18 protein-coding genes are annotated in these 22695 nt (G+C 71.1%); 10 read left to right on the top strand and 8 right to left on the bottom strand.

The genetic code is table 11. The features are described from left to right. Positions 1-4: 4 nt before the first annotated feature. Positions 5-3064: a glycoside hydrolase family 38 C-terminal domain-containing protein gene (locus AB0I66_RS22675; RefSeq protein ID WP_363209726.1), complete on the bottom strand. Its 3060-nt coding sequence runs from the start codon at positions 3062-3064 to the stop codon at positions 5-7. A 216-nt stretch (positions 3065-3280) separates the two neighbouring features. Between AB0I66_RS22675 and AB0I66_RS22670 the strand changes: the two genes are divergently transcribed. Next, positions 3281-3763 carry an ATP-binding protein gene (locus tag AB0I66_RS22670; RefSeq protein ID WP_363209725.1) on the top strand — a complete coding sequence of 161 codons (483 nt, stop codon included), beginning with the start codon at positions 3281-3283 and terminating at the stop codon, positions 3761-3763. A gap of 39 nt (positions 3764-3802) precedes the next feature. On the opposite strand, the gene AB0I66_RS22665 is transcribed toward AB0I66_RS22670, so the two are convergent. Beyond that, on the bottom strand, positions 3803-4873 hold the full coding sequence (locus AB0I66_RS22665; RefSeq protein ID WP_363209724.1) for a DUF2637 domain-containing protein: 1071 nt from the start codon (positions 4871-4873) through the stop codon (positions 3803-3805). A 232-nt stretch (positions 4874-5105) separates the two neighbouring features. Next, positions 5106-5957: a (2Fe-2S)-binding protein gene (locus AB0I66_RS22660; RefSeq protein WP_363209723.1), complete on the bottom strand. Its 852-nt coding sequence runs from the start codon at positions 5955-5957 to the stop codon at positions 5106-5108. A gap of 134 nt (positions 5958-6091) precedes the next feature. Between AB0I66_RS22660 and AB0I66_RS22655 the strand changes: the two genes are divergently transcribed. Continuing rightward, the gene (locus AB0I66_RS22655; protein WP_363209722.1) at positions 6092-6865 is read left to right on the top strand and encodes a GntR family transcriptional regulator; all 774 of its coding nucleotides are present in this window, start codon (positions 6092-6094) and stop codon (positions 6863-6865) included. A gap of 169 nt (positions 6866-7034) precedes the next feature. On the opposite strand, the gene AB0I66_RS22650 is transcribed toward AB0I66_RS22655, so the two are convergent. Together AB0I66_RS22650 and AB0I66_RS22645 are read right to left on the bottom strand one after the other, a co-directional pair. Next, positions 7035-7796: a hypothetical protein gene (locus AB0I66_RS22650; protein ID WP_363209721.1), complete on the bottom strand. Its 762-nt coding sequence runs from the start codon at positions 7794-7796 to the stop codon at positions 7035-7037. A gap of 154 nt (positions 7797-7950) precedes the next feature. Continuing rightward, the gene (locus tag AB0I66_RS22645; protein WP_363209720.1) at positions 7951-9651 is read right to left on the bottom strand and encodes a PucR family transcriptional regulator ligand-binding domain-containing protein; all 1701 of its coding nucleotides are present in this window, start codon (positions 9649-9651) and stop codon (positions 7951-7953) included. 340 nt (positions 9652-9991) lie between these two features. Here AB0I66_RS22645 and AB0I66_RS22640 point away from each other — a divergent pair, with 340 nt between their 5' ends. The 6 genes from AB0I66_RS22640 (at position 9992) to AB0I66_RS22615 (ending at position 18131) form a co-directional block, all read left to right on the top strand. Beyond that, positions 9992-10882 (top strand): FAD binding domain-containing protein, encoded by an 891-nt coding sequence (locus tag AB0I66_RS22640; RefSeq protein ID WP_363209719.1) that lies wholly within the window; start codon positions 9992-9994, stop codon positions 10880-10882. Then, positions 10882-11475 carry a (2Fe-2S)-binding protein gene (locus AB0I66_RS22635; protein WP_363209718.1) on the top strand — a complete coding sequence of 198 codons (594 nt, stop codon included), beginning with the start codon at positions 10882-10884 and terminating at the stop codon, positions 11473-11475. The genes AB0I66_RS22640 and AB0I66_RS22635 overlap by 1 nt, the downstream gene beginning before the upstream one ends. A gap of 2 nt (positions 11476-11477) precedes the next feature. Then, positions 11478-13868, top strand: coding sequence for a molybdopterin cofactor-binding domain-containing protein (locus AB0I66_RS22630; RefSeq protein ID WP_363209717.1), 2391 nt, complete (start codon positions 11478-11480; stop codon positions 13866-13868). Positions 13869-14181: 313 nt separating this feature from the next. Continuing rightward, entirely contained in the window at positions 14182-15660 is a 1479-nt protein-coding gene (locus AB0I66_RS22625; RefSeq protein ID WP_363209716.1) for an NCS2 family permease, read from the top strand. Between the two features lie 37 nt (positions 15661-15697). Next, the gene (locus AB0I66_RS22620) at positions 15698-16855 is read left to right on the top strand and encodes an XdhC/CoxI family protein (RefSeq protein ID WP_363209715.1); all 1158 of its coding nucleotides are present in this window, start codon (positions 15698-15700) and stop codon (positions 16853-16855) included. A gap of 61 nt (positions 16856-16916) precedes the next feature. Continuing rightward, on the top strand, positions 16917-18131 hold the full coding sequence (locus AB0I66_RS22615; RefSeq protein ID WP_363209714.1) for an FAD-dependent monooxygenase: 1215 nt from the start codon (positions 16917-16919) through the stop codon (positions 18129-18131). Positions 18132-18156: 25 nt separating this feature from the next. Here the strand turns inward: AB0I66_RS22615 and AB0I66_RS22610 are convergent, their stop codons facing one another. From AB0I66_RS22610 to AB0I66_RS22600, 3 genes are all read right to left on the bottom strand, one after another. Further along, entirely contained in the window at positions 18157-18615 is a 459-nt protein-coding gene (locus AB0I66_RS22610) for an SRPBCC family protein (protein ID WP_363209713.1), read from the bottom strand. Between the two features lie 17 nt (positions 18616-18632). After that, complete coding sequence (locus AB0I66_RS22605) at positions 18633-19376, bottom strand: polysaccharide deacetylase family protein (RefSeq protein WP_363210050.1); 744 nt, start codon at positions 19374-19376, stop codon at positions 18633-18635. A gap of 138 nt (positions 19377-19514) precedes the next feature. After that, a complete protein-coding gene (locus AB0I66_RS22600; protein ID WP_363209712.1) occupies positions 19515-20957 on the bottom strand; it encodes an aminopeptidase P family protein in 1443 nt (480 codons plus the stop codon). A gap of 109 nt (positions 20958-21066) precedes the next feature. On the opposite strand from AB0I66_RS22600, the gene AB0I66_RS22595 reads away from it, so the two are divergent. Both AB0I66_RS22595 and AB0I66_RS22590 read left to right on the top strand, forming a co-directional pair. Continuing rightward, a complete protein-coding gene (locus tag AB0I66_RS22595; protein ID WP_363209711.1) occupies positions 21067-22245 on the top strand; it encodes an FAD-binding oxidoreductase in 1179 nt (392 codons plus the stop codon). Then, positions 22242-22544: a (2Fe-2S)-binding protein gene (locus tag AB0I66_RS22590; RefSeq protein ID WP_363209710.1), complete on the top strand. Its 303-nt coding sequence runs from the start codon at positions 22242-22244 to the stop codon at positions 22542-22544. The genes AB0I66_RS22595 and AB0I66_RS22590 overlap by 4 nt, the downstream gene beginning before the upstream one ends. Positions 22545-22695 lie beyond the last annotated feature (151 nt).

Raw genomic sequence — 22695 nt, 5'->3', positions numbered from 1 at the left:
ACGGTCAGCGAACTGGACGCAGCCGCAGCGTCACGATCTGGAATGGACGCAGCGCGAGCACGAGCCCCGCCTCATCGGTGTGGGCGGGTTCGAGCGGACGCTCCAGGAGGTCGGTCACCTCGGCCGCGCCCACCGCGAACGACGTGGTGAGCGTGGCCGCCGCGCGCCCGCCCCGCGACTCGTAGAGCCGCACCACGACATCCCCGCTCCCGTCGTCCGCGAGCTTCACCGACTCCACGGTCACCGCCGGATTGTCCACGCCGACCAGGGAGGGCAGGACGGGCGCGTCGGCCACCCGCAGCGGCAGGTTCAGGGCGAGCCCCTCCGCGACCGCGTCACCCGTCGTCGCGCCAGGAAGCAGGGCGTACGTGAACCGGTGCACGCCCAGGTCCGTCTCCGGGTCCGGACTGTGCGGCGCGCGAAGGAGGGTGAGCCGCACGGTGGTGCCGAGCCCCTCGCCGTGCGGGGTGCGCGTCACGTCATGGCCGTACGTCGAGTCGTTGAGCACCGCCACGCCGTACGCGTCCTCGGCGACCCGCAGCCAGCGGTGCGCGCAGATCTCGAAACGGGCCGCGTCCCAGCCGGTGTTGGCGTGCGTGGAGCGGTGCACGTGCCCGAACTGGATCTCGGCGGCGGACCGTTCGGCGTGCACGTCAAGGGGGAAGGCTGCCTTGAGCACCTTCTCCGACTCCTGCCAGTCGACCTCCGTGACGACGTCGACGCGTCGGCTGCCCGCGGCGAGACGGATCTCCTGGGTGATCCGCGACTTCCCGAAGGCGCGCACCACGCGGACGGCGACCCGCAGCGGTCCGTCCTCGACCAGCTCCACGGACTCGGCCTCGGTGAGGTCGGTGTGTGTGTTGCGGTAGTGCTTGTCCAGGTCCCAGGCGTCGTAGTGCGTGGGATGGTCGGGGTGCAGCTGGAGGAGGTTGCCGCGCGAGCCGGGGGACAGGACCTCGCGGTGCGCGTCGATGTCGTGCACGGAGGTCAGCAGGCCGTCCGCGTCGACGGCGACGCGCAGGTGCTCGTTCAGGAGCTGGATCTCGCCGTCGGCCAGCAGGGCGGTCGCCCCGGTCTCCCGCGTGTAGGAGGCGGCCTCGTCGAGGCTCTTGCTCCCAAGGGCCGGGACGTTCACGTGCACGAGGGAGCCGTCGTCGGCCGTGACGACCTCGCTGCGGGCGTAGGGCGACGAGTTGAGCGCGACGGGCCCGCCCGCGCCGAGGGACCGGACCGCCGCCGCGGTGATCTCGTCCAGCTCGGCGAGCACGCGCTCGTAGGTGTCACGCGCCTCCCGGTGCACCCAGGCGATCGACGAACCCGGCAGGATGTCGTGGAACTGGTGCAGGAGCACCGTCTTCCACAGCCGGTCGAGGGTGCTGTAGGGGTAGACGTACGCGGGGTCGCGGACCGCGGCGGCCGTGCACCACAACTCGGCCTCGCGCAAGGCGTGTTCGGTGCGCCGGTTGCCGCGCTTGGTGGCCGCCTGCGTGGTGTACGTGGCGCGGTGCAGCTCCAGATAGAGCTCGCCGGACCAGACCGGCGCCCCCGCCCCGTACTCCTCCTCGGCGGCGGCGAAGAACTTCGACGGCTTCTCGATCTCGACGCGCGGGGACCCCTCCAGGGACCGCAGCCGCCGCGCCTTCTCCAGCATCTCGCGGGTCGGACCACCCCCGCCGTCACCCCAGCCGAACGGCACCAGGGAACGCGACGCGCGGCCCTTCTCGGTGAAGTTCCGCTCCGCGTGCGCGAGTTCGGCACCATGGATCTGCGAGTTGTAGGTGTCGACCGGCGGGAAGTGCGTGAAGACGCGGGTGCCGTCGATGCCCTCCCACCAGAAGGTGTGGTGCGGCATCTTGTTGGACTGGTTCCAGCTCAGCTTCTGGGTGAGGAACCAGCGGACGCCCGCGAGCTTCGCCAGCTGCGGGAACGCCGCCGTGTAGCCGAAGGAGTCCGGCAGCCAGATCTCCTCCGTCTCCACGCCCAGTTCCTCGCGGAAGAAGCGCATGCCGTGCGTGATCTGCCGGGCCAGCGCCTCGCCGCCCGGCATGTTGGCGTCCGACTCGACCCACATGGAGCCCACCGGGGACCAGTTGCCGTCCGCGACGGCCTTCTTGATGCGCTCCCAGATGTGCGGCTGGTGCTCCTTGACCCAGGCGTACTGCTGGGCCTGTGAACAGGCGAAGACCAGCTCGGGGTAGTCCTTCGCGAGCGCCGTCACATTGGCAAAGGTGCGGGACGCCTTGCGCACCGTCTCGCGCAGCGGCCACAGCCAGGCCGAGTCGATGTGGGCGTGCCCGGTGGCCGAGACCCGGTGCGCACTGGCATGGGCGGGGCTGGCGAGGACCTCCGTCAGCTCGGCCCGCGCCGCCGCGGCCGTGCCCGACACGTCGTGCAGATCGAGTGCGTCGAGCGCCCGCTCCAGCGCGCGCAGGATCTCGTGACGGCGCGGACGGGCCGCGTCCAGTTCGTACATCAGCTCGGAAAGGACCTCGATGTCCAGCGTCAACCGCCAGACGTCCTCGTCCAGTACGGCGAGGTCGGCAGACGCGAATCGGTAGATGGGACCATCGCCCGCGGTCAGTACGTCGCCCAGGGGTGTCGGTTCGAAGTCGTGCAGGATCGCGGGGTTGGCCGCCGCCTCCAGGAGGAGGTGCACCGGCTCGCCGCCCCGTGCGGAGGCTGCCACGGGAATGTGCCGGTTGCGCGGGTGAATGCCCTTGAGGGGGACGCCCGATGCGTCGTACACCAGACCCTCCGCCTGGAAGCCGGGGCCCTCACCGGTGAAGCCGGGATCGACGACCACCTCGACGTGGCGCCCGCGCCAGTCGTCGGGCACCTGACCGCGCAGCCGGAACCAACTGGTTGACCAGGGTTTTCCCCAGGCGGTGCCCGTCTCGAACGGCTCGTACGTCGCGTCGAGGGCCTCGGCGACGGGCACGGGTTCGCCCGGAGCGTGCCAGACGGAGAGGCTCAGCGGCACACGGTCCGCGTACTGGGCGGGGCGGATGAACTGCCGCAGGGCGCGCTCCAGGCGTCCCTCCACCAGCAGTCGGTCGTCGTGCACGGCGGCTCCTCAAAGCACTCGGGCGGGGCCGATGTGACGCGATCGGGCCCGGTCGGGATCAAGCAGAAACGGTTCACGGCTTCACTTCCCCGCCGGGCTCGGGCGCACCCACTCCAATGGTTGACGAATGGACATGAGTGCCGCCAACCGAGGCGGGCATGAATTCCGTGAGCGTGTTCGAGCAGGGAGGAATTGACTCGTTTGTGGGCGGGGGTCATGACAAGGCAAGCAAGAGGGGGCAGTCCCATCCAGTTCGGGACGTCTTCGCCGATAGCAAGGGACGGGCCGATCGACGACAAGCCGGTGGAGCTCCATAGGGCTCAACTCCGGCGCAGATTGGGGAGATCCGACCTGCGGGCGGTCCCTGAGGTCAGGGGCGCACTGCGCGAACTGCTCCGGACCTGGGGGAGGCCCGGAAAATCCGAGGTGGCCGAGCTGCTTACCAGCGAGCTCGTGACGAACGCACTGGTGCACACCGATCGCGACGCCATCCTGACGGCGACCGTGCGGCCCGGCAGGCTGCGCGTCGAGGTCAGGGACTTCGTGGGACGCCGCCCGAAGCTCTGCGTGCCGAATGCCGACGACAGCACGCATGGCCGGGGCCTGATGCTCGTGCAGTCCCTCGCCGACGCGTGGGGCGTGCGTGCCCACGGGGTCGGGAAGGTGGTGTGGTTCGAGCTGGACGGCGGCCCGGCATGAGCCGGACCGCCGGTCAACTCCCTTTCTGCGCCGCTGACATCAGCCGAACTGCTGCTCCAGATCCTTGAGCTTGCGCTCAAGGGAGTCGAGCCGCGGCAGCGCCTGGGTGTCGTCCTCGGCCGTGAGGTCGACGGTGACGGGTTCAGCGCCGTTCTTCACGGCCTGCAGAGCGGGACGGGAGCGCAGGGGCAACTGCTCCTGTTCCTGGTCCTGCGGCGCTATGGCAGGGTCCGCGCCGACCTGCGCGGACCCGGTCGCCGGCGCGACCGCCGGCAGATCGACCTGACGCCCGCCGCCACGGCTCGGCAGGCTGCGATGGCCCCTGCTGATCGCCTTGAGCTGCGCACGTTCCAGCTTCTCCCGGTCCCGCCTGCGGGTCCGGGTGCGCTCCTTCTCGCGCCGGTCCTCGCGGACCTCCTCGACCGCCTCGTCCAGACTGCGAACGCCTTCGAGGAGCATCAGCGACCAGGCACCGAAGGTCTCCCGTGGTGCGCGCAGCCACCGTACGATCCGGATCTGCGGCAACGGCCGCGGCACCAGGCCCTGTTCGCGCAGAGCCGCGCGGCGGGTCTGCTTCAGCGCACGGTCGAAGAGCACCGCCGCCGACAGCGACATCCCGGCGAAGAACTGCGGGGCGCCCGCGTGGCCGAGGCCCCTGGGCGCGTGCACCCAGTTGAACCAGGCGGCCGCGCCCGCGAACGTCCACACCAGGAGCCGCGAGCCGAGCGCCGCGTCGCCATGGCTGGCCTCGCGCACGGCGAGCACGGAGCAGAACATCGCCGCGCCGTCGAGCCCGAACGGGACCAGATACTCCCAGCCGCCGGTGAGGTTGAGATTCTGCCGGCCGAAGCCGACAAGGCCGTGGAAGGAGAGTGCGGCGGCGACCGCCGCGCAGCAGAACAGCAGAACGTACGAGGCCGTTCCGTAGATGGCTTCCTTGCGCCTGCGGCGCTCCTCGCTGCGTTCCCAGGAGTCGTCGCCGGAGGCTCCGGCTGCCGCCTTCTGCCCGGCGCGCTTGCCGCGTGCGAGTACCGCCACCGCCACCAGCATGCCCAGGAGCAGGACGCCACCCGGAAGCAGCCAGTCCAGCGATATGTCGGTCAGTCTCATCTGGGGTCCCTTGCGTCGCGGTAGGGCGTTCGGGCGCCATAGTGGCCCAATCCCGATGACCCCCAGAGGGGTTTTTGGGCAAGAAGACGCCAAGGGGGGTGCAAAGGGGTGCGGCGCGCGCCGTTTTGCTCGAACTGGGGGCCCGGCACGGGAAGTTGAGTTCGATTAAACGGACACGAACGGGTGGTTCAAGGGGGAGGGGGTGCGGTTTCGGCTCGGGCCGAGGCTCGGGTCAGGCGGCCGCGGCGGCGCTGAGGCGCGCGACGCGTTCCGCGTCGCAGGTGCGCGGACAGGTCACGCAGGTGTCCTCGGGGCGCAGCGTGTAGAACATGCAGCAACTCGCGCGGTCCCGCGTCGGCAGGGACTCGCCGTTCGGCCCCCGCAGCTCACGGAACCCCGCCGTGCCCACGTACGGCTTGGTGGCGCCGGGGAGCAGCCGCTCCAGCTCCGTCGTGGCCCGCTGCTCCTCGCCGAGGAGGTGGGCGATGTACCAGAGCCCCTCGACGATCTCGTCCGTGGCGACGCTCCACAGGGCGCGCGAGCGGCGCCGCATCCGCGGCCCGAAGGCGTCGAGGAGCGGTCCCAGGTGCTCGGCGACGGAGGCCCGCACCTCCGCGCGGAGGGCCTCCTCGTCCGGCACGACGCGGGCGCCCGGGAGCGCGGCGGCGGGATCGCCGGGCAGGCAGGCGAAGCCTGTGCTGCGTACGGCGAGGCGGCCGAGGGTGCGCTGGAAGGACACGTTCTCCACGGGGTAGCGCGGCACACGGCGGTGCAGGAACCACGGCATGGTGATGAGGAGGGTGGCGGGCCAGGCGTAGCGGTGCAGCGCGAAGCTCGCGATGACGTCCGGGCGCCCCGCCTGTCCGTAGTCCCGCAGAACCTGCGCCTCGTCCCACGCCATGAACGCGTTGAGGTCGGCCCCGCCCTCCGCGAGCCGGGCGGCGGTGACCCAGCCGTCGCCCTGTGGGGCCTGCTCGCGTTCGCCGAGCTCGGTCACGAGCAGTCCGGGGAACACTTCGGTGAGGCGGGCATAGGCGTCCGCGAGGGCGCTCGGGGCGCGCTTCGCCAAGGTGGGAACGGACATGCGGGGACCACCGAATCACGATCGATTACAGGTAAGCCTAACCTTACCCAGAATGATCGAGGTTTCAACTGCGGGGCTGTCCGCCTATGGTGCCTCTCGTACCTTTCGGACCCGGCGGACTTTGGGGTGGACTCGTGGAGCAGGCCAGAGCGCATGACGCGTACCGCTCCGCCGTCCGTGTGCCGGAGCAGGTGCGGGCGGCGACGGCTCGCGACGCGGCTCGCGGTGAGCACACGCATGGGGAATCGGCCGTACGGGTGCCGGTGCCCGCGCCCCGCAAGACGGTGCAGCGGAATTCGGTGCGCGGCCAGATCCTCGACGCCCTGCGGGACGCGCTCGTCGGCGGCGATCTCGCGCCCGGCGAGGTGTACTCGGCGCCCGTGCTCGGCGAGCGCTTCGGGGTCTCGGCGACCCCGGTGCGCGAGGCGATGCAGCAGCTGGCCATCGAGGGGGCGGTGGAGGTCGTGCCGAACCGCGGCTTCCGGGTCACCGAGCGGAGCGCGCGGGAGCTGGGGGAGCTGGCGGAGGTGCGGGCGCTGATCGAGGTGCCGGTGATGTTGCGGCTCGCCCGTACGGTGCCTGCCGCGCGGTGGTGTGAGTTGCGGCCGCTTGCCGAGGCGAGTGCGGTGGCTGCGGCGGGCGGGGATCTTGCCCGGTACGCGGAGGCGGACCGGGCCTTTCACGGGGCGGTCCTTTCCCTCTCGGGGAACAAGCAGCTGGTGCAGGTGGCGGACGATCTCCATCGGCGGTCGCAGTGGCCCCTCGTGAGTGGGCCCGTCCATGCTCGGCGTGCGGATCTTGTGGCTGACGCGGCGGAGCACATGGCTTTGCTGGAGGCGTTGGTTGTGCAGGATCTGGCCGTTGTCCAGACCCTGGTGCGGGAGCACTTTGCGGGGGCGGGGGGCTAGGTCAGGGCGGTCCCTGCGGGGCTTTCCCCAATCCCACCCCTTCCCGAAACCAGGGGGCTCCGCCCCCTGGGCCCCCGAAAAGATGGCCTCAAACGCCGGCCGGGCTGAGATTTCCCCGAGCCGGGGAAATCTCTAGCCCGTCCGGCGTTTGAGGACGAACTCGGCGGAGTTAAGCCGCAGGCGCCGGTGGTGACAGATGCTGGGCCAGCCAGGACGGGACCCCGCCCATCAGGCGGAAGAGGCGGGCCGCCTCGGCTCGGAGGCGGCCCGCCTCCGGTTCGGGTTCCGTGTCGGCGAGAGCCGCCAGCGCCGGAGCCGTGCCCACCAAGTACCCCAGCTCCTCCCGGATCCGCAGCGACTCCGCGAACCCGTGCCGCGCCTCCGCCAACTCGCCCTCGCGCAGGGCGAGTCCGGCCAGATGGCGCCACGTGAAGGAGAGCAGGAGAGGGTCGGAATGCGCCGTCGCGCCCGCATGCGCCCGACGGTAGGCCGCCCGCGCCGCCTGAGGTGAGTCCGAGATGTGCTCGGCGATGAGGCCCCGGCGGAAGTCGAGCAGGGGGCGTCCCGGCGTGTTCGGGGCGAGGAGCGCCGCCGCCCGCCCCAGTGCCGTACGCGCCTCGTCGGCCCGGTCCCGTACGGCGAGCACCGTGGAGGCGTACGCGAGCTGGCCGCGCTCGCAGGCCGCGGCCCCGCGGTCCTCGTCCCGCACGGCCAGCGCCTCGGCGGTCCGCAGTCCGTCCTCCGCCTCGGCCCAGCCCTCTCCCGTGAACAGGCACCGCTCCACCAGGAGTGAGGTTCTCTGCAGGGCGGGCCCCGGTCCCTCCCGCGAGGCGAGCAGTGCGGCCGCGTCGGTCCAACAGCCGCGCGAGCGCAGCCGCCATACCGCGGTCTGGAGTGGATCGTCCCCTGCAGTCGTTCCGGAACCAGACATGGCGGTATGCGCCACGTTGCCCTCCCCGAGCACGCCATTGAGCTGTTGAGTAGTGGGCGCATCTCAGCATGGATCGGCGCACCCGGCCAAGAGGCTGGGTGAAAGATTTCACAAAGGGCGGGCCATGAAAGGTGTTTGCCGCAGGTCGCCCGTGTCAGCTCATGCGCAGTGCCAGGAAGAAATCGAGCTTGTCCTCGAGGCGCGAGAGGTCACGACTCGTCAACTGCTCGATACGGCCCACTCGGTAGCGCAGCGTGTTGACGTGCAGGTGCAGTCGCGCCGCGCAGCGGGTCCAGGAACCGTCGCAGTCGAGGAACGCCTCCAGGGTCGGGATGAGCTCCGCCCGGTGGCGCCGGTCGTAGTCCCGCAGCGGGTCGAGGAGGCGGGCCGTGAACGCGCGGCGCACGTCGTCGGGGACGAAGGGAAGGAGGAGGACGTGCGAGGCCAGTTCCTGGTGGCCCGCCGCGCAGACTCGTCCGGGGCGCGCCGCCGCGACCCGGCGGGCGTGCCGGGCCTCCTCCAGGGCGCCGCGCAGGCCCTCGGCCGAGTGCACGGACGCGCTGACGCCGAGCGTGAGGCGGCCGTCGCCGTCGAGGCCCGCCGAGAGGGGGTCGCGGACGGACTCCAGGAGGGAGTCGGCAAGCAGGCCCGTCTCCGAGCCGTCGTGCTCCGTGGAGACCGCGGGCAGCGGCACGAGCGCGATCGCCTCGTCACCCGTATGGGCCACCGCGATGCGGTCGGACGGTTCGGGGCCCGCCGACAGGGGGTCGACGAGGATCTCCTCCAGGAGGGACTGGGCCACCGGGCCGCCCTCGATCTCGCCCCCGTCCCACTCCACGCGGGCCACCACGACCTGCCAGTGCGGTGCCGCGCCCAGGCCCGGAAGCAGCACGGGGGCGGCGACCCGCAGGCGTGCCGCGATCTCGGCGGGGGCCGCGCCCGTCTGGACGAGTTCGAGGACTTCCTGGGCGAGTCTGCGCCGTACGGTGCGTGCGGCGTCGCGCCGGTCGCGCTCCACGGCGATCAGCTGGGTGACGCCCTGCAGCAGGTCGAGCCGCTCCTCGGGCCAGTCGCCGGCGTCCGCCTCGACCGCGAGGAGCCAGTCCGAGAGGACCGTCTCGCGGACGTCGCGCAGCGCCGCCGTGCTCGCCGCGGTGGCCGCGGAACCCGAACCGCGCCCACTGCTCCGGATGGGGAACAGGGAGTACGTCGAGCCGTCCACCTGGACCCGGTGAGGGCCCCGGCGCCCCGTACGGGCCGCGGCCAGGTGTTCGCCCGCCAGACGCGCGCACACGGCCGCGGGCAGGGCGGGGCCCGCGGCGCTCGACCCCGCGATGGCGCGGCCCGCGGGGGACAGGACCCAGGCCCGCAGGTCCAGGTCGGAGCCCAGCAGGTCGAGGACGACGTCGGGGCCGCCGCCGGTGGGGCCCGAGGTCATCAGGCGGCGGTGCCGGTCGACGACGGCGGCCAGGTCACCGGCCCGCTCGCCGGACACCTGGCGTACGACGTGCTCGGTGATCGTCGCGAAGGCGACCGACTCGTTCACGGCGAACAGCGGCAGACGGTGCCGGGCGCAGGCCTCGACGATGTCGTCGGGGATGTCCCCGAGCTCGGCCTCGCCCGCCGCGAGCGCCGCCACTCCGGCGCTCGCGAGGGTCCGTACGAAGGGCTCCGTGTCCTTCGCGTCGCGGCGCCAGGCGAGACCGGTCAGGACCAGCTCACCGCCCGCGAGATACCGGCTGGGGTCGCGCAGGTCCGTGGTCATCACACCGCGCACGGTGCGGTCGAGCTCGTCCTCACCGCCGAGCAGCCGCAGGCCCAGCGCGTCGGTGTCAAGGAGTGCGCGCAGCCGCATGGTGGTCGCCGCCGATCTTGTCTCGAATGGGATGTACAGACAGTCCGTGTCTGTCGACTCTGTGTGGACCGGAGCCCCCGTGTCCTGGGGAGCCTCCGGTTTCCAGGGGGAAGCCGCGAGGTTACTGAGGCCCGTTCTTCATACGAATCTACAAGACGCGCGCCTTGGCCAGCCAACTCCTTCATGGTTTCGGTGACTGACCCCATCGGACGCAGGGGCGGTGTACTTGCCCCACTCCGCGTTAACAGCACATGAACGAGCAGTCGAGGGACGAATGGCCCCAGTGGCCGGAACGAAGTCCCTTGAAGCGAACGACCCACGATACGAAGAAGAGAGCCTCATGGACTTCCTTCGCCCCGCCAGCTGGGAGGAGGCGCTCGCCGCCAAGGCCGAGCACCCGACAGCTGTGCCGATTGCGGGTGGCACCGACGTGATGGTCGAGATCAACTTCGACCACCGTCGTCCCGAGTACCTGCTTGACCTCAACCGCGTCGCCGAACTGCGCGAGTGGGCGGTGGGCGAGGAGACGGTCCAGCTGGGCGCCTCGGTTCCGTACACCACGATCATGGAGGAGCTGCGCACCGAGCTCCCCGGCCTCGCGCTCGCCTCGCACACGGTCGCATCGCCGCAGATCCGCAACCGCGGCGGCGTCGGCGGCAACCTCGGCACGGCGTCCCCGGCCGGTGACGCCCACCCGGCGCTGCTCGCCGCCGACTGCGAGGTCGAGGTGGAGTCCGTACGCGGCTCGCGCCTCATCCCGATCGACGAGTTCTACACCGGCGTGAAGCGCAACGCCCTCGCCCAGGACGAGCTGATCAAGTCCGTCCACATCAAGAAGGCGGACGGCCCCCAGCAGTACTCGAAGGTCGGCACCCGCAACGCGATGGTCATCGCCGTGTGCGCCTTCGGCATCGCGCTGCACCCCGAGACCCGGACCGTACGGACCGGCATCGGATCCGCGGCCCCTACGCCCATCCGGGCGAAGGCGGCCGAGGAGTTCCTGAACGCGGCGCTCGACGAGGGCGGCTTCTGGGACAGCAAGAAGATCATCACCCCCTCGATCGCCAAGCAGTTCGCGGAGCTCGCCTCCGGTGCCGCCAACCCGATCGACGACGTCCGCGGCACGGCGAACTACCGCCGGCACGCCGTCGGCATCATGGCCCGCCGCACGCTCGGCTGGACCTGGGAGTCGTACCGCGGCAACGGCCGCAGCACTGAGGGAGTCGCATAATGCGCGTGAACTTCACGGTCAACGGCCGTCAGCAGGAAGCCGACGACGTGTGGGAGGGCGAGTCCCTTCTGTACGTGCTGCGCGAGCGCGTGGGGCTCCCGGGCTCCAAGAACGCCTGTGAGCAGGGCGAGTGCGGTTCCTGCACCGTCCGTCTCGACGGCGTACCGGTGTGTTCGTGTCTGGTCGCCGCCGGACAGGTCGAGGGCCGCGAGGTCGTGACCGTCGAGGGCCTGGCGGACTACGCCAAGCACCGCGAGGACGCCCACCCGGGCGGCGCCTGCGGCTCCGTCTGCGGCGGCACCAGCCTCCAGGAAGCCCGCCAGTGGCAGGCGAAGGGCACCGACGGCCAGACCGGCGAGGGCGGTGAACTCTCCCAGATCCAGCAGGCGTTCATCGACGCCGGCGCCGTCCAGTGCGGGTTCTGCACCCCCGGTCTCCTCGTCGCGGCCGACGAGCTCCTGGAGCGCAACGCCTCGCCGTCGGACGCCGACATCCGTGAGGCGCTCTCCGGCAACCTCTGCCGCTGCACCGGATACGAGAAGATCCTGGACGCGGTCCGCCTGGCGGCCGCCCGTCAGGAAGAGACGGTCTGATCATGGCTGGAACGAAGACCACCACGGGCGCGCCCACCGAAGTCACCCAGAAGCACAACAAGGGCGGCATCGGCGAGTCCACGCTCCGCCCTGACGGCACCCTCAAGGTCACCGGCGAGTTCGCGTACTCCTCGGACATGTGGCACGAGGACATGCTCTGGGGCCAGACGCTGCGCAGCACCGTCGCGCACGCCGAGATCGTCTCGATCGACACCGTCGAGGCCCTCAAGACGCCCGGCGTCTACGCGGTGTTGACGTACGACGACCTGCCGGCCGAGATGAAGAACTACGGCCTGGAGCTCCAGGACACCCCGGTCCTCGCCCACGGCAAGGTCCGGCACCACGGTGAGCCGGTCGCCCTCGTGGCCGCCGACCACCCGGAGACAGCCCGCCGTGCCGCCGCGAAGATCGTGGTCGAGTACAAGGAACTGCCCGTCATCACCGACGAGGCATCGGCGACCGCGCCGGACGCCGTCCTCGTCCACGAGGGCCGCAGCGACGAGTACATCAAGCACGTCCCGCACCCGAACATCGTGCACAACCAGCCGATCATCCGGGGCAACGCCGAAGAGGCCGCCAAGAAGGCCGACTTCATCGTCAAGGGCGAGTACACCTTCGGCATGCAGGACCAGGCCTTCCTCGGCCCGGAGTCCGGCCTCGCCGTACCGGCCGAGGACGGCGGCGTCGACCTGTACGTCGCCACCCAGTGGCTGCACTCCGACCTCGAACAGATCGCCCCCGTCCTCGGCCTGCCCGAGGACAAGGTGCGCATGACGCTCTCCGGCGTCGGCGGCGCGTTCGGCGGCCGCGAGGACATCTCGATGCAGATCCACGCCTGCCTCCTTGCGCTGCGCACCGGCAAGCCGGTCAAGATCGTCTACAACCGCTTCGAGTCCTTCTTCGGCCACGTGCACCGCCACCCGGCGAAGCTGTACTACGAGCACGGCGCCACCAAGGACGGCAAGCTCACGCACATGAAGTGCAAGATCGTCCTGGACGGCGGCGCCTACGCGTCGGCCTCCCCGGCGGTCGTGGGCAACGCCTCCTCCCTGTCGGTCGGCCCGTACGTGATCGACGACGTCGACATCGAGGCGATCGCCCTCTACTCGAACAACCCCCCGTGCGGCGCGATGCGCGGCTTCGGCGCCGTCCAGGCCTGCTTCGCCTACGAGGCGCAGATGGACAAGCTCGCCGACAAGGTGGGCATGGACCGGGTCGAGTTCCGCCAGCTCAACGCCATGTCGCAGGGCACGCTCCTGCCGACGGGACAGCCCGTCGACTCGCCGGCCCCGGTCGCCGAGATCCTGCGCCGCGTCAAGGCCCGTCCGCTGCCGCCCGAGCGCCAGTGGGAGTCCAGCGAGGGCGCCGACGTCCGCGCGCTGCCCGGCGGCCTGTCCAACACCACGCACGGCGAAGGCGTCGTCCGCGGCGTCGGCTACGCGGTCGGCATCAAGAACGTCGGCTTCTCCGAGGGCTTCGACGACTACTCCACCGCCAAGGTGCGCATGGAGGTCATCAACGGCGAGCCGGTCGCGACCGTGCACACCGCGATGGCGGAGGTCGGCCAGGGCGGCATCACCGTCCACGCGCAGATCGCCCGCACCGAGCTCGGCGTCCAGCAGGTGACGATCCACCCCGCCGACACCCAGGTGGGATCGGCCGGTTCGACGTCCGCGTCCCGTCAGACGTACGTCACCGGTGGCGCCGTCAAGAACTCCTGCGAGCTCGTCCGCGAGAAGGTCCTGGAGATCGGCCGCCGCAAGTTCGGCTCGTACCACCCGGCGTGGGCCACCGCCGAACTCCTCCTGGAGGGCGGCAAGGTCGTCACCGACGGCGGCGAGACCCTCGCGGACCTGGCCGAGCTGCTCGAAGGCGAGAGCGTCGAGGTCGAGGCCGAGTGGCGGCACCGTCCGACCGTGGCCTTCGACAAGAAGACCGGCCAGGGCAACGGCCACGTCCAGTACTCGTTCGCCGCGCACCGCGCGGTCGTCGAGGTGGACACCGAGCTCGGCCTGGTCAAGGTCATCGAACTGGCCACCGCCCAGGATGTCGGCAAGGCGCTCAACCCGCTCTCCGTCGTCGGCCAGATCCAGGGTGGCACCACCCAGGGCCTGGGCGTCGCGGTGATGGAGGAGATCATCGTCGACCCGAAGACCGCGAAGGTGCGCAACCCCTCCTTCACGGACTACCTCATCCCGACCATCCTCGACACGCCGACCATCCCGGTCGACGTGCTCGAACTGGCCGACCCGAACGCGCCCTACGGCCTGCGCGGCATGGGCGAGGCACCGACCCTCTCCTCGACTCCGGCCGTCCTCGCGGCGATCCGGAACGCGACGGGTCTGGAGCTGAACAAGACGCCGGTACGTCCCGAACACCTGACCGGGACCTGACCGGCTCCTGTTCCCACGATCTCTCCGGGCGGCGCGCGCCTCCCTCGGGAACGTCACACTTCCTACCGCTCGCGCCGCCCGGAGAACCCCAGTACCGCACCGCTCGCGGTCATCGCAGTACCTGAGCAGCACCCACGCATCACCACGCGTCACCCACGCAGCACCCACGCTCTTCGGAGCCCCAGTTCGTCTCGGGCCGTCCCCCGGGTCGTGCGCCCAACGCAGCATCCCAAATCCCGCAGTCTCCACAGGCCCAACCCTCTTGTGAACCGCCTGTTGCGGGTGCCCCTTTGAACCTTGGGAGTTAGGCACCATGACCCAGCAGTCAACGGAGCCGAAGACCAGCGCGGAGGACGCGGGCAATGGCTCGCGCGTCCCCGCCGGCAGGTCTTGGCTGGACCGGTATTTCCACATAACGCACAGAGGATCGACCGTCGGCCGGGAGGTGCGCGGCGGCATCACCACCTTCATGGCGATGGCCTACATCATCCTGCTCAACCCGGTGATCCTCTCGGTTCCCGACGCCACGGGACACCGCCTCGACGGTGATCAGCTGACCACCGCCACCGTCTTCGCGGCGGCCGCCACCACCATCGTCATGGGCATCCTCGGCAATGTGCCGCTGGCCCTGGCGGCGGGACTCGGCGTCTCCGCCGTGATGGCCTTCCAGGTCGCCCCGGAGATGACCTGGGGCAACGCCATGGCGATGTGCATCATCTACGGCGTCATCATCATCCTGCTGGTCCTCACCGGCCTGCGGACCCTGATCATGGACGCGATCCCGCTGGCGCTGAAGCACGCCATCACCATGGGCATCGGCATGTTCGTCACGCTGATCGGCCTGGTCCAGGCGGGCTTCGTCACCTCCATGCCGTCCAAGCACGGTGACATGGGCGCGAAGCCGATCCAGATGGGCATCGACGACAAGCTCATCGGCTGGCCCGTCCTGTGCTTCGCCGTCACCGTCCTGCTGATCTTCCTGCTGCAGGTCCGCAAGGTCCCCGGCGCGATCCTCATCGGCATCGTCGGCGGCACCGTCTTCGCCGCGCTCGTCCACCAGTTCGCGGGCATGTCCGAGAAGGACTGGGGCCTGAACGCCCCGGAGATCGACGGCTCCGTCGTCTCGTCGCCCGACTTCGGGCTCTTCGGCGAGGTGTCCTTCAGCGGCATCGGCGACATCGGCGGCATCACCGTCGGCGTCATCGTCTTCACCCTGGTCCTCGCCGGTTTCTTCGACGCCATGGGCACCATCATCGGCATCGGCCAGCAGGCCAACCTCGCCGACAAGGACGGCAAGATGCCGGGCCTGAACAAGGCACTGGCGATCGACGGTGCCGGTGGCGTCGTCGGCGGTCTCGCCGGTGCGTCGGGCCAGACGGTCTTCGTGGAGTCCACCGCCGGCGTCGGCGACGGCGCGCGCACCGGCTTCGCGAGCGTGGTCACCGGCCTCGCGTTCACGCTGTGCCTCTTCTTCACCCCGCTCGCGCAGCTCATCCCGACGCAGGTCGCGGCCGCCGCCCTGGTGGTCATCGGCGCGATGATGCTGAGCAACGCCCGGCACATCGACTGGACCGACCAGGCCACCGCCATCCCGGTGTTCCTGACCACGGTCCTGATGCCGTTCACGTACTCCATCACGGTGGGTATCGCGGCCGGTGTCATCGCCCACGTCCTGATCAAGGCCGCGCAGGGCAGGGCACGTGAGATCGGCTGGCTCATGTGGGTGCTCGCCCTCGTGTTCCTGGCCTTCTTCGCGCTCCACCCGATCGAGAACTGGATGGGCGTCAAGTAGCCCCTCCAGGCCCTCACACACCCGTTAGGAGACGGACATGCTGGACATCGCCGAAGAGCTGAACCGGTGGGTCGAGCAGGGACGCGACTTCGCCGTCGCCACCGTGGTGGCGGTCGGCGGCAGCGCGCCCCGGCAGCCCGGTGCGGCCCTGGCCGTCGACTCCGACGGCACGGCCATCGGCTCCGTCTCCGGCGGGTGTGTGGAAGGCGCCGTCTACGAACTGTGCCAGCAGGCACTCGCTGACGGCGAAAGCGTCCTCGAACGCTTCGGATACAGCGACGAGGACGCCTTCGCCGTGGGTCTGACCTGCGGCGGCATCATCGACATCCTCGTCACCCCGGTCCGCGCGGACTCCTCCGCGCGGCCGGTCATCGCGGCCGCGCTCGCGGCCGCCGCTTCCGGCGAGGCCGCGGCCGTCGCCCGCATCACCTCCGGCCCGGCGGAACTCGTGGGCCGCGCCCTTCTCGTACGGTCGGACGCCGACGCCCCTCACGAGGGCGGGCTCGGCGGACATCCCGAGCTGGACCGCACCGCCGCGGGCGAGGCCCGCGCCCTGCTGGACGCGGGGCGCACGGGCACGGTGGAGATCGGCGAGGACGGCTCGCGCTGCGGGCAGCCGCTCACCCTCCTCGTCGAGTCGAGCGTCCCGCCGCCCCGCATGATCGTGTTCGGCGCGATCGACTTCGCGTCCGCGCTCGTCAAGATCGGCAAGTTCCTCGGCTACCGCGTGACCGTCTGCGACGCGCGGCCCGTGTTCGCCACGGCGGCGCGGTTCCCGGACGCGGACGAGATCGTCGTCGAGTGGCCGCACGAGTACCTGAAGCGCACCGAAACCGACGCCCGCACCGTCCTGTGCGTGCTGACGCACGACGCCAAGTTCGACGTGCCGCTCCTCGAACTGGCCCTGCGCCTCCCGGTCGCCTACGTCGGCGCGATGGGATCGCGCCGCACGCACGAGGACCGCAACAAGCGGCTGCGCGAGGTCGGCGTGAGCGAGTTGGAACTGGCCAGGCTGCGCTCGCCCATCGGCCTCGACCTCGGCGCGCGCACCCCGGAGGAGACGGCCCTCTCCATCGCCGCGGAGATCGTCGCGAACCGCCGGGGCGGCAGCGGGGTCTCGCTGACGGGCGCCCACACGCCGATCCACCACGACGGCTCGGGGCGGCCCGCCGGGCGGATCGGGTCCGTGGCCTGACGCGCCCCTGCTGCTACCTTGCGTCACGACTTGATCACTTCGTGACGCAAGAGGAGCATTCGTGAAGGTCGCCTGCGTCGGCGGCGGGCCCGCCGCCCTCTACCTCTCGATCCTGCTCAAGCGGCAGGACCCGTCCCACGACATCACCGTCCACGAGCGCAACCCGGAAGGCTCGACGTACGGCTGGGGGGTCACCTACTGGGGCGGCCTGCTCGACAGACTCCGTGCCGGCGACCCCGAGTCCGCACGCGCCATCAGCGAGCACTCGGTCCGCTGGAGCGACGGCGTCGCCCATGTCGGCGACCGCACGACGGTCCACCACGGCGACGAGGGCCACGGCATCGGGCGCCACCGGCTCCTCGACATCCTCACGAGCCGGGCCCGGTCCCTCGGCGTACGCGTCGAGTTCGAGCAAGAGATCACCGACGCGGCCCAGCTTCCCGACGCCGATCTGGTCGTCGCGGGCGACGGCGTCAGGAGTGCCCTGCGCGAGCGCCACACGGACCACTTCGGCGCCGAGGTCACGCTCGGCCGCAACAAGTACATCTGGCTCGGCACCACCAAGGTCTTCGACTCCTTCACCTTCGCCTTCGTGGAGACCGCGCACGGCTGGATCTGGTGCTACGGCTACCGCTTCAGCGACGAGAGGAGCACCTGTGTCATCGAGTGCTCCCCGCAGACCTGGACGGGCCTTCGCCTGCACGAGGCAAGCGAGGCCGACGGGCTCGCCCTCCTGGAGCGGCTCTTCGCCGGGCCCCTGGACGGGCACCGCCTGATCGGCCGCGCGCAGGCCGACGGCAGCGCGCAGTGGCTCAACTTCCGGACGCTGACCAACCGGACGTGGCACCGCGGCAACGTGGTCCTGCTCGGGGACGCCGCGCACACCACGCACTACTCGATCGGCGCGGGCACGACGCTCGCCCTGGAGGACGCGCTCGCCCTGGCGGACGCCCTGCGGGACAACACCGACCTCACCGCCGCCCTCACGCGCTACGAACGGGAGCGGCGCTCGGCCCTTCTCTCCGTCCAGAGCGCGGCCCGCTACAGCGCCCGGTGGTACGAGAACCTGCCGCGCTACATCGGCCTCGACCCGGCCCAGATGTTCGCGCTGCTCGGTCAGCGCCACTCACCGCTGCTGCCCCACATCCCCCCGCAGCTGTACTACCGGATCGACCGCGCCGCCGAGCAGCTGGAGCCCCTGCGCCGGATGAAGCGGTGGCTGGGCCCGAGGGTCGCGCGGACCCTGCACGGGCGGGTACGGGCCTCGCGGGACTGAACAGGGCGCCGGGCCCTCGCGCTCCTCACGCGAAGGGGCGCGGCGGGGGACCGGAGAGCAGCCCGTCCACGGCCCGCCCGAACATCCGTCGTCCGGCGGCCGCGAGCACCCTGTCGAAGACCGCCGGCAGCCATCGCACGCGCAGTTCCTCCCGCCAGAGCACCGTCGAACCGGTCCCCCCGGCCCGGGGGGACACCTCGATCTCCGCCCACCCCGTCACGAACGACCCGCGCTTCTCCAGCCGACACCGGCCGCCGCCCGCCTCGGCCGGAAGCCACGTCACGACCTCCATCACGTCGTCGAAGCCGACGGGACCGAGCCCGCTGCGGGCGACGAAGACCGTGCCCTCGCCGTGGGGCGGCGGGGTCCGCACGACGACCCGCGTCAGCGGGACCACGTCGGCGTGCCGCTCCCAGGTGGTGAGCCGGCGCCAGACGTCGTCGGCGGGCAAGGATGATTCCCGGTCGATACGGAAGAGAGCCACACGGCGATCCTGCCAGGCTACGGGCGGTAGACCATGCCCGGCTCGGCCTTTCCCGGCGCGAGCAGCTGCGGAACCGTCACGAAGACGTAGCCGCGCTTCTTCAGCTCGTCGATGATGCCCGGCACCGCGGGCACCGTGCCCTTGTAGATGTCGTGCAGCAGGATGATGCCGTCCCGCTCGGTCTGGTCGATGACGCGCTTCTTGATCAGTGCGGAGTCGTTGGTCGTGTAGTCCTTGGCGGTCACGCTCCACAGGACCTCCGAGAGGCCTTCCTCGCGCGAGATCTTGTTGACGTCCGGGTTGGTGCGGCCCTGCGGCGGGCGCATCAGCGTCGGCTTGTGGCCGATCAGCTTCTCTATCGCCTCGTTGGGCCTGCGCAGTTCCTCGCGCGCCTCCTCCGGCGTGATGTCGGTGAGGATCTTGTGCGACCAGGTGTGGCTCGCCACCTCGTGGCCCTCGGCGTCCATGCGCTTCACGAGCTCGGGGTGCTCGGCTATGTGGTTCTTGCCGAGCAGGAAGAAGGTGGCGGGCACCTTCTCCTCCTTGAGGATGTCGAGCAGCCGCGCCGAGTTCTCGCTGGGCCCCGCGTCGAAGGTAAGGGCCACGCACTTGATGCTGCGGCAGTCGACCGTCCCGACCTTTGCCCGGCCCTTCACGCCCACCGAAGGCGCGTCCTTGCGCACGGAGCTGGGGGAGGTGGTGTCCACCTTGGTGCAGCCCGTCAGGGCGACGGCCATGACCGCGGCGGTCATGGCCGTCATGTAAGCGGCTCGGCGGAACCCTGCGGCGGATCTCTTCATCTTGCTTTGTGCAGCGGACATGCGAGCACTATACATAGAGTGTATATACCGAGTGTATAGAGGGGTCCTGACGAGTCCGCTCACCCCGGCTGCGCTGCTCTAGCGGCCGCTCACCAGGCCGTCCATCCAGGCCTCGACCGCGGCGGAGTCGCGCGGCAGACCGGCTGACAGGTTCTCGTTGCCGTCGGCCGTGACGAGGATGTCGTCCTCGATGCGGACCCCGATGCCCCGGTACTCCTCGGGCACGGTGAGGTCGTCCGGCTGGAAGTACAGGCCCGGCTCGACGGTGAGCACCATGCCCTCCTCCAGCACCCCGCCGACGTACTCCTCGGTGCGGGCCCGCGCACAGTCGTGGACGTCCAGTCCGAGCATGTGACCCGTGCCCGCCATGGTGAAGCGGCGCTGCAGCGCGAGCTCGAAGACCCGCTCCGGGTCGCCGTCGAGCAGGCCCCACTCGACGAGCTTGTGCGCGAGGTGCCGCTGAGCCGCGTCATGGAAGTCGCGGTAGGCGGCGCCCGGCTTCACGGCGGCGATGCCCGCCTCCTGGGCCTCGAACACCGCGTCGTAGATCGTGCGCTGCAGCGGGGTGAAGGTGCCGTCGACCGGGAGGGTGCGGGTGACGTCGGCGGTGTAGAGGGTGTGGGTCTCCACCCCCGCGTCCAGGAGCAGGAGTTCGCCGGGGCGCACCGGGCCGTCGTTGTCCTGCCAGTGCATGATCGTGGCGTGCTCGCCCGCCGCGCAGATCGAGCCGTAGCCGATGTGGTTGCCCTCCAGGCGGGCGCGGCGGAAGAAGGTCCCCTCGATCCAGCGCTCGGATGTGGCGACGGCGGTCGCCAACTCCCGTACGACATCGGTGAATCCGCGGACCGTCGAGTCCACCGCCTTGCGCAGCTCGCCGATCTCCCAGTCGTCCTTGACCAGGCGCAGGCCCGAGAGCGCCTCCTCCAGCTCGGCGTCGCGCTCCTCGTCGGTCGTCACCGCCTCCTCCAACCGCGGGTCGTGGCCGCGCACGATGCGGGTCGGCACGCCGGGCGACGCGGCCAGCTCGGCCGGGGCGTCGCGGACGTCGCGGCAGGGCAGGCCGAGCAGCAGCTCGGACTCGGCGAGGCTGCGCCTGCGGCCCATCCACAGCTCGGCCGTCATGCCGGTCCAGAACTCGTCGCTGTCCCGGCTGTCGCGGGGGAGTTGGTACAGGTGCGCGTCATGACCCTCGCCCTCGCCCTCGGCGCGGGGTTCGAGGACGAGGGCGCAGTCCCTCGCCTGGTCGCCGGTCATGTGGACGTAGGCGGAGTACGGGCGGAAGGGGTAATGGTCGTCGTTCGAGCGGACCTTGAGCTTGCCCGAGGGGATCACCAGGCGCTCGCCCGGGAACATCGCGGAGAGGGCGGCGCGGCGGCGCGCCGCGAGCGGGGTCTGCTCGGCGGGACGCAGGTCGCGCTGCTCGGTGTCGGCCCAGCCCGTCCGCATCAGGGCGGAGAGCTCCTCGGAGATCTCGGGATACAGACCGTTCTTGCGGGGGCGGGACGCCTTCTTCTCGCTCATCGGGTTCACCTTTTCTCCCCGTTCCGGGGCTCGTGGCGCAGTGCTCTGGGGCGGTTCCGCCAGCGTAGAGACCCTTGGCCCGTAAGGGAACATGTGACATAGTACTGGCGTGACAAAGCGGCTGACCTGCGATGTTGTGGTGGTCGGCGCCGGGATGGTGGGCGCCGCCTGTGCCCTGTACGCGGCGCGCGCCGGACTCTCCGTCGTCCTGGTGGACCGCGGCCCGGTGGCCGGCGGCACGACCGGATCGGGCGAGGGCAACATCCTCGTCTCCGACAAAGAACCCGGCCCCGAGCTCGAACTCGCCCTGCTGTCAAGGCGCTTGTGGACGGAGCTCGCGGCGGAACCGGGCATCGGCGCGAGCATCGAGTACGAGGCCAAGGGGGGCGTGGTCGTCGCGTCCAGCGGCGAAGGGCTCGCGGCGCTGGGGGAGTTCGTCAGGGGGCAGCGTGCGGCCGGGGTCGACGCCCGGGCCGTCGCGGCCGACGAACTGCACGACCTGGAACCCCATCTCGCTCCTGGGCTGGCGGGTGGCGTCCACTACCCGCAGGACGCCCAGGTGATGCCGTCGCTGGCAGCGGCCCAACTGGTGCGGATGGCAAGGAACGTGAGCGCCGAACTCCGCACGGGGTGGGAGGTCACCGCCGTACTGCGGACCGCGGGCGGCGAGGTGCGCGGGGTCCGCACCGACCGGGGCGAGATCCACGCCCCGTACGTCGTGAACGCGGCGGGCACCTGGGGCGGCGAGCTCGCCGCCCTCGCCGGAGTCTCCCTGCCGGTGCTGCCGCGGCGCGGCTTCGTCCTGGTCACCGAGCCGCTGCCGCGCAGGGTCCGGCACAAGGTGTACGCCGCCGACTATGTGGCGGACGTGGCCAGCGGGTCCGCCGCGTTGCAGACGTCGCCGGTGGTCGAGGGCACGGCGGCGGGGCCGGTCCTGATCGGCGCGAGCCGCGAGCGGGTCGGTTTCGACCGGAGCTTCTCGCTGCCGGTCATGCGGGCGCTTGCGGCGGGGGCGACGCGGCTCTTCCCGTTCCTCGCCGACGTCCGGGCCATGCGCGCGTATGTCGGCTTCCGCCCCTACATGCCGGACCATCTCCCCGCCATCGGGCCCGATGCCCGGGTGCCGGGGCTGATCCACGCCTGCGGTCACGAGGGCGCGGGGATCGGACTCGCCGCCGGTACGGGCCACTTGATCGGCCAGGTGCTGAGCGGCGCGCCACCGGACCTGGACCTGACCCCCTTCCTCCCCGACCGTTTCGACGCCCGCCCGCCCGAGGAGGCGCCATGAGCACACGCACCCCCCTGAAGCTGGTCCGCGCCCGCCCGGGACCACCGCACACCGTCACGTTCGACGGCCGGGAGATCCCGGCCCTGCCGGGCCAGACGGTGGCCGCGGCGCTCTGGTCGGCGGGCATCACGGCGTGGCGCACGACGCGAGGAGAGGGCGCGCCGAGGGGCATCTTCTGCGGGATCGGCGTCTGCTTCGACTGCCTGGTCGACGTCAACGGCCGCCCGAACCAACGGGCTTGCCTGGTGCCGGCGGCGCCCGGAGACGTGATCAGGAGCGGAGGTGGGGACGTTGGGTGACGGCGGCGGTGCTGCGGGACCGGTCCGCCTGGGGTGCGGGGCCGCTTCGGCCTCGGAGTGCCGCGAATCGTGCTCCGGGCAGACTCACCGGCACGTCCCCTCGCGTCTGCTGCCGACTGCGGCTATTCGCTGGTCGCTGCGGGGTAATCGG

Source organism: Streptomyces sp. NPDC050439, from assembly GCF_040655335.1.
Taxonomy (GTDB): Bacteria; Actinomycetota; Actinomycetes; order Streptomycetales; family Streptomycetaceae; genus Streptomyces.
This window is presented reverse-complemented; position numbering and strand designations above follow the sequence as displayed.

What these genes read in the sequence shown, in the direction of transcription:
- AB0I66_RS22670 (WP_363209725.1), top strand. Translation starts at nt 3,281, where the DNA reads ATGACAAGGCAAGCAAGAGGGGGCAGTCCCATCCAGTTCGGGACGTCT.
- AB0I66_RS22665 (WP_363209724.1), bottom strand. Translation starts at nt 4,873, where the DNA reads ATGAGACTGACCGACATATCGCTGGACTGGCTGCTTCCGGGTGGCGTC.
- AB0I66_RS22660 (WP_363209723.1), bottom strand. Translation starts at nt 5,957, where the DNA reads ATGTCCGTTCCCACCTTGGCGAAGCGCGCCCCGAGCGCCCTCGCGGAC.
- AB0I66_RS22650 (WP_363209721.1), bottom strand. Translation starts at nt 7,796, where the DNA reads ATGTCTGGTTCCGGAACGACTGCAGGGGACGATCCACTCCAGACCGCG.
- AB0I66_RS22645 (WP_363209720.1), bottom strand. Translation starts at nt 9,651, where the DNA reads ATGCGGCTGCGCGCACTCCTTGACACCGACGCGCTGGGCCTGCGGCTG.
- AB0I66_RS22640 (WP_363209719.1), top strand. Translation starts at nt 9,992, where the DNA reads ATGGACTTCCTTCGCCCCGCCAGCTGGGAGGAGGCGCTCGCCGCCAAG.
- AB0I66_RS22635 (WP_363209718.1), top strand. Translation starts at nt 10,882, where the DNA reads ATGCGCGTGAACTTCACGGTCAACGGCCGTCAGCAGGAAGCCGACGAC.
- AB0I66_RS22630 (WP_363209717.1), top strand. Translation starts at nt 11,478, where the DNA reads ATGGCTGGAACGAAGACCACCACGGGCGCGCCCACCGAAGTCACCCAG.
- AB0I66_RS22625 (WP_363209716.1), top strand. Translation starts at nt 14,182, where the DNA reads ATGACCCAGCAGTCAACGGAGCCGAAGACCAGCGCGGAGGACGCGGGC.
- AB0I66_RS22620 (WP_363209715.1), top strand. Translation starts at nt 15,698, where the DNA reads ATGCTGGACATCGCCGAAGAGCTGAACCGGTGGGTCGAGCAGGGACGC.
- AB0I66_RS22605 (WP_363210050.1), bottom strand. Translation starts at nt 19,376, where the DNA reads ATGACGGCCATGACCGCCGCGGTCATGGCCGTCGCCCTGACGGGCTGC.
- AB0I66_RS22600 (WP_363209712.1), bottom strand. Translation starts at nt 20,957, where the DNA reads ATGAGCGAGAAGAAGGCGTCCCGCCCCCGCAAGAACGGTCTGTATCCC.
- AB0I66_RS22590 (WP_363209710.1), top strand. Translation starts at nt 22,242, where the DNA reads ATGAGCACACGCACCCCCCTGAAGCTGGTCCGCGCCCGCCCGGGACCA.